Source organism: Micromonospora sp. M51, assembly GCF_018070305.1.
In the GTDB taxonomy this organism is placed as follows: domain Bacteria; phylum Actinomycetota; class Actinomycetes; order Mycobacteriales; family Micromonosporaceae; genus Micromonospora; species Micromonospora parva.
The window spans coordinates 1-8,601 of the sequence record NZ_JAGPXZ010000200.1 but is presented as its reverse complement, the minus strand read 5'-3'; the positions used below and the strand labels follow the sequence as shown (position 1 = coordinate 8,601).

At 70.9% G+C, this 8,601-nt stretch carries 10 protein-coding genes; 2 read left to right on the top strand and 8 right to left on the bottom strand.

From position 1 onward, the window contains the following. The 3 genes from KBX53_RS13395 to KBX53_RS13385 form a co-directional block, all read right to left on the bottom strand. Window positions 1–895 (bottom strand): S8 family serine peptidase (locus tag KBX53_RS13395; protein WP_210859527.1); only part of this gene is annotated, 895 nt, incomplete at its 3' end. A gap of 98 nt (window positions 896–993) precedes the next feature. Next, window positions 994–1,749 carry an HAD family hydrolase gene (locus KBX53_RS13390; RefSeq protein WP_210859524.1) on the bottom strand — a complete coding sequence of 252 codons (756 nt, stop codon included), beginning with the start codon at window positions 1,747–1,749 and terminating at the stop codon, window positions 994–996. Window positions 1,750–1,761: 12 nt separating this feature from the next. Beyond that, window positions 1,762–2,730 carry a DMT family transporter gene (locus KBX53_RS13385; RefSeq protein WP_210859522.1) on the bottom strand — a complete coding sequence of 323 codons (969 nt, stop codon included), beginning with the start codon at window positions 2,728–2,730 and terminating at the stop codon, window positions 1,762–1,764. Between the two features lie 86 nt (window positions 2,731–2,816). Here KBX53_RS13385 and KBX53_RS13380 point away from each other — a divergent pair, with 86 nt between their 5' ends. Beyond that, window positions 2,817–3,362 (top strand): CGNR zinc finger domain-containing protein, encoded by a 546-nt coding sequence (locus KBX53_RS13380; RefSeq protein WP_210859520.1) that lies wholly within the window; start codon window positions 2,817–2,819, stop codon window positions 3,360–3,362. Here the strand turns inward: KBX53_RS13380 and KBX53_RS13375 are convergent. The 3 genes from KBX53_RS13375 to KBX53_RS13365 form a co-directional block, all read right to left on the bottom strand. Beyond that, window positions 3,329–3,928, bottom strand: coding sequence for a GNAT family N-acetyltransferase (locus KBX53_RS13375; protein ID WP_030327865.1), 600 nt, complete (start codon window positions 3,926–3,928; stop codon window positions 3,329–3,331). The two genes, KBX53_RS13380 and KBX53_RS13375, sit on opposite strands and share 34 nt — an antisense overlap. 101 nt (window positions 3,929–4,029) lie before the next feature. Beyond that, on the bottom strand, window positions 4,030–4,212 hold the full coding sequence (locus KBX53_RS13370) for a DUF397 domain-containing protein (protein WP_210859518.1): 183 nt from the start codon (window positions 4,210–4,212) through the stop codon (window positions 4,030–4,032). Continuing rightward, a complete protein-coding gene (locus KBX53_RS13365; protein WP_210859517.1) occupies window positions 4,203–5,015 on the bottom strand; it encodes a helix-turn-helix transcriptional regulator in 813 nt (270 codons plus the stop codon). Before KBX53_RS13365 ends, KBX53_RS13370 begins: the two co-directional genes overlap by 10 nt. A 631-nt stretch (window positions 5,016–5,646) precedes the next feature. Between KBX53_RS13365 and KBX53_RS13360 the strand changes: the two genes are divergently transcribed. Next, window positions 5,647–5,937: a hypothetical protein gene (locus tag KBX53_RS13360; RefSeq protein WP_030327868.1), complete on the top strand. Its 291-nt coding sequence runs from the start codon at window positions 5,647–5,649 to the stop codon at window positions 5,935–5,937. Window positions 5,938–5,969: 32 nt separating this feature from the next. Here the strand turns inward: KBX53_RS13360 and KBX53_RS13355 are convergent, their stop codons facing one another. Continuing rightward, window positions 5,970–7,379: an aspartate ammonia-lyase gene (locus KBX53_RS13355; RefSeq protein WP_210859516.1), complete on the bottom strand. Its 1,410-nt coding sequence runs from the start codon at window positions 7,377–7,379 to the stop codon at window positions 5,970–5,972. Between the two features lie 35 nt (window positions 7,380–7,414). After that, window positions 7,415–8,601, bottom strand: a 1,187-nt coding sequence (locus KBX53_RS13350; RefSeq protein ID WP_210859514.1) for a tetratricopeptide repeat protein, incomplete at its 5' end; no start/stop codon positions are given.

The window sequence follows — 8,601 nt, the reverse complement described above, 5'->3', positions numbered from 1 at the left end:
GCTCCGCCTGGTCCTCGGGCGAGTCGGCCGGGTTGGCGGTGCAGTTGTAGAGCCACGGGTCGACGTAGAACGACATGTTGACCACGTCGATCCCGGACCGGCCGGCGTGGATCAGCGCGTTGACCACCGGGTCAAGGAAGAAGTAGCCGGAGTCCTGGCCGCCCTTGAGCTCGACCAGCGAGACGTTCGGGGCGACGCCGGAGAGGCCGAAGCCGTTGGCGGCGGCGCCGATGGTGCCGGCCACATGGGTGCCGTGCCCGCCGTCGTCGGTGCCGACCGGGTCGAGGCAGCTCGGCACCTCGCAGGGGCCGTCCACATCGGTCAGGTCGGGCGCGAAGTTGCGCGACAGCGACCAGTTGAAGTTCGGCGCGATGTCCGGGTTGCTGGCGTCGACGCCGGTGTCCAGTACGCCGACGGTCACCCGACGGTCGCCCGGCTCGATCTTGCGGGCCTTGTCGGCCCGGATCATCTCCAGGCCCCACAGCTTGTCGTCGAGCGGATCGAGCTTGGCGCCCTTCTTGGCACCAGCACCGGCGCGAGCACCGGCACCGGCCAGCAGGTGCTCCTGCTCGACGCGGTCCAGCTTCGGCTTGCGGCCGATGGCCTTCTGCTCGGCGGCACCGATCAGCGTCGGCGCGGCGGTCGCCCTGGCCGCGAAGTCGGCCCGGTCGCTGCTGACCTGGAACATGCCGACCTCGTCGGACCGCGACACCACAGTGCCGCCAGCCGCCTTGATAGCGGCGATGGCGGTGTCGGCGGCGACGCCATCCTCGGCGACGACGGTGAAGGTGCGGGAGTCGCTCGGCGCGGCGTTGGCCGGCACACCCAACCCCGTAGCCGTAAGTGCCAGTACTGCCGCTGTCGCGACCGTACGGGCGGTGAAGCGCTTGCTCACCACATCGGATCCTCTCGTTGAGGGACGTGGCAGCCATCACACAACACCGGGTCGGATTACGCCAGCTGAACGCCCGTTATGGTCGTGAATTTCTCCGCCTACGCACGCCCACCAAGAGCATCGACACCGGCCACGTCGACACGCGCAGCCGGGAGAGTGTCGGCGCTGTCCGACTCGACGGCCAGACCTGCGAGTGCGGCCGGCAGGTCGGCGATCGTCGACACCTCGGCGTCCGGCGGTCCACCGGGTGGGCGGGGCAGACCAAGCCGGTTCAGCCACACCGATCGCAGGCCGAACCGCCGGGGCCCCACCACGTCGTGCTCCCAGGAGTCACCGACGTACACGATCTGCCCGGCGGGCACACCGGCCGCCGCGACCACCGCTGCGTAGAACTCCGGGGCCGGCTTCTTGGGCAGGCCGTTCTCGTGCGCGTACAGCTCGAAGGCGAACTCGCCGGTGAGCCCACATCGTTCGGCGCGGCTGTTGCCGTTGGTGGCGAAGCCCAGTGTGTAGCGGCGGCGCAGCGTGGCCAGCGCCGGTGTCACGTCCGGGAACGGTCGGGTGAGGGCGAACCGGCGGGCGAAGAAGAGATCCGCGAACTCGTCCAGGTGGTCGGCCAGCGCGGCGCGGGTCAGCGACCGGGCCAGCGCGGCACGCCTGATCTCCATCACCGGAGCGGCCGTCAGCTCGCCGAAGACCGCACCCCAGTCGGACTCCAGTTCGGCGAGCGTCACGCCGGCCGCCGCCGGGGTGCGCCGCCGCATCTCGTCGAGGACGGCCACCAGCCCGCCGGTCACGGCGGGGCGCAAATCCAGCAGCGTCTCGTCAGCGTCGAACACCACAGTCGTCAGCACGACGCCACTCTCTCACCGACCGTCGAGCGCCAGCTCGGGTTCGCTCGTGACCGGTGCGGGTGCGGCAGTCGGGGGCGACCGCAGCTCGTCGAGGCGGACCAGGGCGACGCCGGCGACGATCAGCGCACCGCCGAACAGCTGCCACCCCGTGGGCAGCTCGTTCAGGAAGAGCCAGGCGATCAGCACCGCGAAGAGCACCTCGGTCAGCCCGACGAACGACGACAGTCGCGGGCCGAGGATCCGGGTGCCGGCGATGCCGGCGAGGTACGCGATGACGGCGGCGACCAGCGAGAGCCCGGCGATCGGCACCAACCAGCTGGTGGCTTGCCCGGCGAAGGTGACCTCGCCGAAGGTGGCGTGCAGCGGCAGCAGGCCGGTCAGCCCGATGAGGAGCAGCACGGCGGCGCCGACGGCCATTCCTCCGCTGGCCAGGGCGACCGAGGGCAGTCGGGGGTCGACCCGGCCGGCGAGCACGAAGTAGCCCGCCAGGCCGAATGCCGCGCCGAGGCCCCAGAGCACGCCCACCGGGTGGAAGTCGGCGGTGCCGGCGAGGTCGAGCACGAATGCCAGCCCGGCCAGGGCGGCCATCGACCCGGCGATGGTGAGCCGGCGGGGTGGCTGCCCGTGTCGCAGCCACATCCAGACCACCACGAGGATGATGCCGAGGTATTCCAGCAGCAGCGCGACACCGACCGGGAGGTACCGCACGGCGTTGAAGAAGCACACCTGGGCCAGTGCCACCCCGAGGAGCCCGAACAACCCGATGGCCGCGGCGTTGCTCCGCAGCACGTGCCACCTGCCGCGCAGCGACAGCAGGGCGGGGATCGCCAGCACCAGGGCGGCCACGCCGACCCGGGCGATCACCGCGGACTCGGCTGACCAGCCGGCCTCGATGAGCGACCGCGCGAAGGTGCCGGAGGTGGCGAAGGTGACAGCGGAGAGCAGCGCCAACCCGACGCCGGCAGCAGGTCGTGAGTGCATGTCGCGCTCCTCGCAATCGGCGTGGTGTCATGAGCAAACTATCCTTGTGCTGATGACGCTAAGCGGAAGCCGTGACAGGAGTCAAGATGCTATTCGCTCATGACACCGAGTGTTCGTTGATCGCCGCCTCGGCGCTGGTCAACACCGCAGGTCGAGACGGTGAGTTGCTGCCGGACGTCGCGGCCCTGGACGCGTTCTTCGTCCGCTACTCCTACAGCGGCCGGCACGAACGCACCGACGCCGAGTTGCGGGCCGTCCGGGATCTGCGGCCCCAACTGCGCCGCATCTGGCACGCCGAGCCAGCCGAGATCGTCGCGGTGGTCAACGGCCTGCTGCTGGAACACAAGGCGCTACCGCAGCTCATCGAGCACGACGACGAGCCGTACCACCTGCACGCGGTGCCCCGCGACGCGCCGCTGGCCACCCGGATCGCGGTGGAGGCCGCCATGGCGATGGCCGACCTGGTCCGTAGCGGCGAGCTGAGCCGGCTGCGGATCTGCGAGTACCCGGACTGCGACAACGTGGTCGTCGACCTGTCCCGCAACCGGTCCCGGCGGTTCTGCGAGGCCGGCTGCGGCAACCGCGCCGCGGTGACCGCCTACCGAGCCCGACGGGCCGCCGGCCGTTCCTGACCGGCTGTCGCCCATTCCTCGGCCCGCACCTCGTACTCCACCTCGCCCTGCTCGGTGCCCGGAATCGGGTCGTCCCACTGGAGGTGGAAGGTCCGCACGTAGTGCAGCCCGGCCTTCACCATCACCCGCCGGGAGCGTTCGTTGACAGTCATCGTCTCGGCCCAGACCCGACGCACCCCGACAGTGTCGAAGGCGTGCCGCACCAGCGCCCGCGACCCTTCGGTGGCCAGCCCTCGCCCCCACGTCGCGCGGCGCAACCGGTAGCCCAACTCGGCCTCGGTGCCGTCCTCCGACGGGTCCAACGCGAACCAACCGAGAAACTCCCCGGACTCCCGATCGTGCGCCGCCCACCGACCCAGCCCAGGATGTCTGTCGTACTGGGCCAGCAACCTCGGCAACTGCTCGTCCCGCACGGTGGCCAGCGGAGTCGCGACGCCACCGGTGAGGAACCGCATCACCTCGGGGTCGCTGTCCAACTCGACCAGCAGGCCCACGTCATCCATGGTCAGCCGCCGCAACCGCAGCCGCTCGGTCCCCACCGGCGCGGCCACCTGATCGTCACCCATGGCCCGGATCATCCCGCCACCCCGTGGACACCGTCGAGCCGTTTACCCGGCCACCCCAGGTCCGCGCCCCTTCGCCCGCCGTCGCGGGCGAGCCGGTCGCGTCAGCGCGGGGGCGCGGCCACGAAGAGCCGCCAGGAGTACGCGTCGACAACGAGCACGGGTCCGCCCGAGTCCTTACTGTCCCGCACCCCGACCACGTCCCCCAGATTCGTAGCCACCTCGACGCAGTTGGCGTCCTGGTTGCTGCGGCTGCTCTTGCGCCACTCAGCGGCGATCAACTCCACGACTCGGCCACCTCGCTCAGCAACTCGATGGACGCCTGCGGAGGCAGGGCTTCGCCCAAGGTAGCCTCCCAGACCCGTTGCAACCGCAGCAGATCCCGTGGTTGGTCCAGTTCCTGGCCACGAACCTGACAGTCCAGGTAGGCCAACTCCGTGCCGTCGGGCAGGGTGGCTAGCGAGAACTGCCCGCCGAGCCCCGGATACTCCTCGGCGGATCGCGGCACCACGTGCAGCCGGACCCGAGGGTGCCCGGTGGCGATACCCGCCAGGTGCAGTGCCTGTTCGCGCATCACCTTCCGCCCGCCCACCCGTCGGCGCAGCACCGCCTCGTCCAATACCGCAACGATCTGCGGCGATCGTTCGCTGTAGAGCACCTGCTGGCGGTCCATCCGGTCGGTCAGTCGCCGGTCGACCTCCTCCGAGTCCAGCAGGCCACCCGCCTCGAAGACCGCCCGCGCGTAGGCCTCGGTCTGAAAGAGCCCGGGCACATAGCGGGGCTCATACCACCGGATCGTGCGCGCCTGCGCAAGAATCGCCTGCCAGCCCCGCAGCCAGGGCTGCGCCCGGTCCAGGCTCACCAGCTCGGTGGACATGCGGCCGAACAGGCCGCCGGTCTCCAGTGCCCGGTCGACGAGTTCCAGGTACTTGGCGGTGGGCACCTGCTGACCCAACTCGACGGCGCTGACCATCGACGCCGAGTAGTTGACCGCCTTCGCCAGCTCATCCTGACTCCAGCCGCGCCGCACCCGCGCCCGGCGCAGCTCCGCGACCAGGAACGCCGCCGCCGTCATCTGTCCATCGGCCATGCCCAGCCACTCTCCAACCCGCCGACGATCAACTCCAGCCGACCAACAGAGCCGGCGCGGCCCGGGAACAGGGCAGCTACGACAGGCGGGCCGAACCCTTCCGACCGTAGTCGTCCGATCACCAGACTGTGAAGCGCGGCACCGCTCCCCGTCCCCCGGGCCCGGCGGCGCCGCACGGGACCGCCCGCTCCCCCGTGCCGGGCGGTCCCACCCCCACCCAAGACGACCAACCGCCCAAGATCGTGCTCGATCCTGGAAGTAGTGGGGTCCCAACGTGCGGAAACCACTACTTCCAGGATCAAGCACGATCTTCACGCGCCGCCGCCCTCGGGAGCGCCGGGGGCGCGGGCGCAGGCGGCCCGCGAGCCCGGCGCACCGAGCGAGCAGCGAGCCTGGGGCGAAGCGCGGGCACGGGGCGAAGCGCGGGCACGGGGCGAAGCGCGGGCACGGGGCGAAGCGCGGGCACGGGGCGAAGCGCGGGCACGGGGCGAAGCGCGGGCACGGGGCGAAGCGCGGGCACGGGGCGGGAGCGCGGGCACGGGGCGCGGGGTGCGGAGGCCAGCGCGAGGGCGGGGGCGCCGGGTCGGGGGGTGATGCCACAAACGAGTCAGCTCGAAAGGACCGCAACACCATGCCCCGGACCAACCCGGACGACCGCGCGACCACGCCTCGACGACCGCACCTGCCGCTGCGTCCGCTCTGGCTCTGCCGCGTCTGCGCCGCGCCCTGGCCGTGCGCGGTCGCCCGGCTCACCCTCCGCCGGGAGTACGCGCACGACTGCGTCGGGTTGAGCGTCTACCTGTGCGCGGTCCTGCACGAGGCGGTCGCCGACCTGTACCGGCTCAACCCGCACGATGGGCCGGACCCCGCGGCGCTCTTCACCCGCTTCGTCGGCTGGGCGAGGCCACAAAACCTGCGCTGAGCGGGCCGGCTCAGGGGTGGGTGAGGGGTGGGTCAGGGGTGGGTCATCCGAAGCAGGTCCAACGTCTCGTCGAGCTGGGTGTCGGTGAGCTTGCCGGAGTCGACGTGCCCCCGGGAGATCACCACCTCGCGGATCGAGATCTGCTTCGCCAACGCCTCCTTGGCGATCGACGCGGCCTCGTCGTACCCCAGGTAGCGGTTGAGCGGGGTCACGATCGACGGTGAGCCCTCGGCGTACGCCAGGCAGACCTCGGCGTCCGCGACCAGGCCGGCCACCAACCGGTCGGCGAAGAGCCGGCTCACCGCGGAGAGCAGCCGGATCGACTCCAACAGGTTGCGGCCCATCACCGGGAGCATCACGTTCAGCTCGAAGTCGCCCTGCGAACCGGCGAACCCGACCGTCGCGTCGTTGCCGATCACCTGGGCGCAGACCTGCCGCATCGCCTCGGCGACCACCGGGTTGACCTTGCCCGGCATGATCGACGAACCGGGCTGGAGGTCGGGGATGCGCAGCTCACGCAGACCGGCGCGAGGGCCGGAACCCATCCAGCGGATGTCGTTGGCGATCTTGTAGAGGCCCACGGCGATGGTCCGCAGTTGCCCCGAGGTCTCCACCAGCGCGTCGCGCGCGCCCTGCGCCTCGAAGTGGTTACGCGCCTCGGACAGCGGCAACCCGGTCGACTCACGCAGTTTGTCGATCACGGCGGCGGCGAAGCCGAGCGGGGTGTTGATTCCGGTGCCCACGGCGGTGCCACCAAGCGGCAGCTCGGCGAGCCGGGGCAGGGCGCCCTCCAGCCGTTCCATCCCGTAGCGGACCTGCGCGGCGTACCCGCCGAACTCCTGGCCGAGGGTCACCGGCGTGGCGTCCATCAGGTGCGTACGCCCCGCCTTGACCACCGTCTCGAACTCCGCCGCCTTGGTTTCCAAGGTGGCCGCCAGATGCCCCAGCGACGGCAGCAGGTCCTCCACGATGAACTGGGTGGCCGCCAGGTGGATGGAGGACGGGAAGACGTCGTTGCTCGACTGGGAGGCGTTGACGTGGTCGTTCGGGTGCACCGGCGAGCCCAGCTCACGACTCGCCAGGGTGGCGATCACCTCGTTGGTGTTCATGTTCGACGACGTGCCCGAGCCGGTCTGGAACACATCCACCGGGAACTGGTCGTCGTAACCACCGTCGGCCACGTGCGCCGCGGCGGCGGCGATGGCGGCGGCCACGTTGGCGTCGATCACACCCAGCTCGCCGTTGACCTCGGCCGCCGCGCCCTTGATCTGGGCGAGGGCCTTGATCTGGGCCGGCTCGATTCCCCGGCCGGAGATCGGGAAGTTTTGCACCGCCCGCTGGGTCTGCGCACGCCACAGTGCCTCGGCGGGCACCTCCACCTCGCCCATCGAGTCACGTTCGATGCGGTAACCGGTCGCCTCTGGAGTCGTCACGCGTACCATCCTGCCGCGCCCGTGGCCGACTCGCAGATGATCCGTCAGCCCAACTCGGTGAGCAGCCGCTCCGCCTCGTGCCGGTCCGGCGACTCGACCTCCCGGAACAACACCAGCGCCTGCTCCAGGTGCGCGCGGGCCGCCGTCGGATCCGTGGTCAGCACGCACCGGGCGATGCCCTCCAACGCCCGGGCCTTCTCGTAGCGGGCAGCGAGCCGGCTGGCGTCGGCGAGCACCCGGCGGTGCAGGTCGAGCGCGCTGACCGCGTCACCCTGCTCCAACATCGCCCGGGCCAGCAGGTTCCGGGAAGCACACTGACCGATTCGGTCGCCGGCGTCCACCATCGCCACCAGCGCCTCCCGGTGCAGGGCTGCGGCACGCTCCGGATCGCCGGCGACACGTTCCATCACACCGATCTCGTTGAGCACCTCCCCCTCACCGAATCGGTTGCTGGCCCGGCGCTTGAGGTACAACGCCGTCCGCAGCAGGCGACGGGCGGGGCCCAGGTCACCCATCCGGTGCCGGATCATGGCGAGGTGCCCCAACGCGTTGTCGGTCTGCCGGCGGTCCTTCGCCTGCCGGGCCGCCAGGAGGTGCAGCCGGGCCAGGCGTAGCGACTCGTCGTACCGGCCCCAGGCGATAAACGCGTAGGACACGTTGTTCAACAGATTGGTCAGCGCATGGACGTCGACCAAGCCGCGGATCATGTCGAGCGCCTCGTCGAACTTCGCCTTACCCAGCCGGTGGTCACCGTTCGCGGCGTAGGAGACGCCGAGGTTCCACAGCGTGCTGAGCGTGTCGTCACGGAGCCCGAGCCGGCGGCGCACTGTCAGTGCCACCTCCATCGCGCTGATCGCCTCCGGGAAGCGGGCCAACCGGAAGTACGCCGACGAGAGGTAGTTCAGCATGGTGGCGTAGGCCGCCTCGTCGCCCAGCCGCTCGGTCACCCGAAGCCCGATAGTGTGGGTCTCGATCAGCTCGTCGAGGTGCCCGCCGTCGAAGTTGAGCCGCCAGCAGGCCCGGGCCAGCTGCCAGCACTGAACCGGGAAGTTCTCCTCCTCCGCCTTCCGGACCAGGGCGGTGAGCGCGACATGGTTCTCCTCGAACCACGCCCGCCCCTCGGCCACCGGGACAGCCAACAGGTCCGGCCGACCGGGCGTGCGCTCGGGAATGTTGCGACGACTGCCCGCCGCCTCGACCGTCCGGGCGATCGCCAAGGTGACCGACAGGT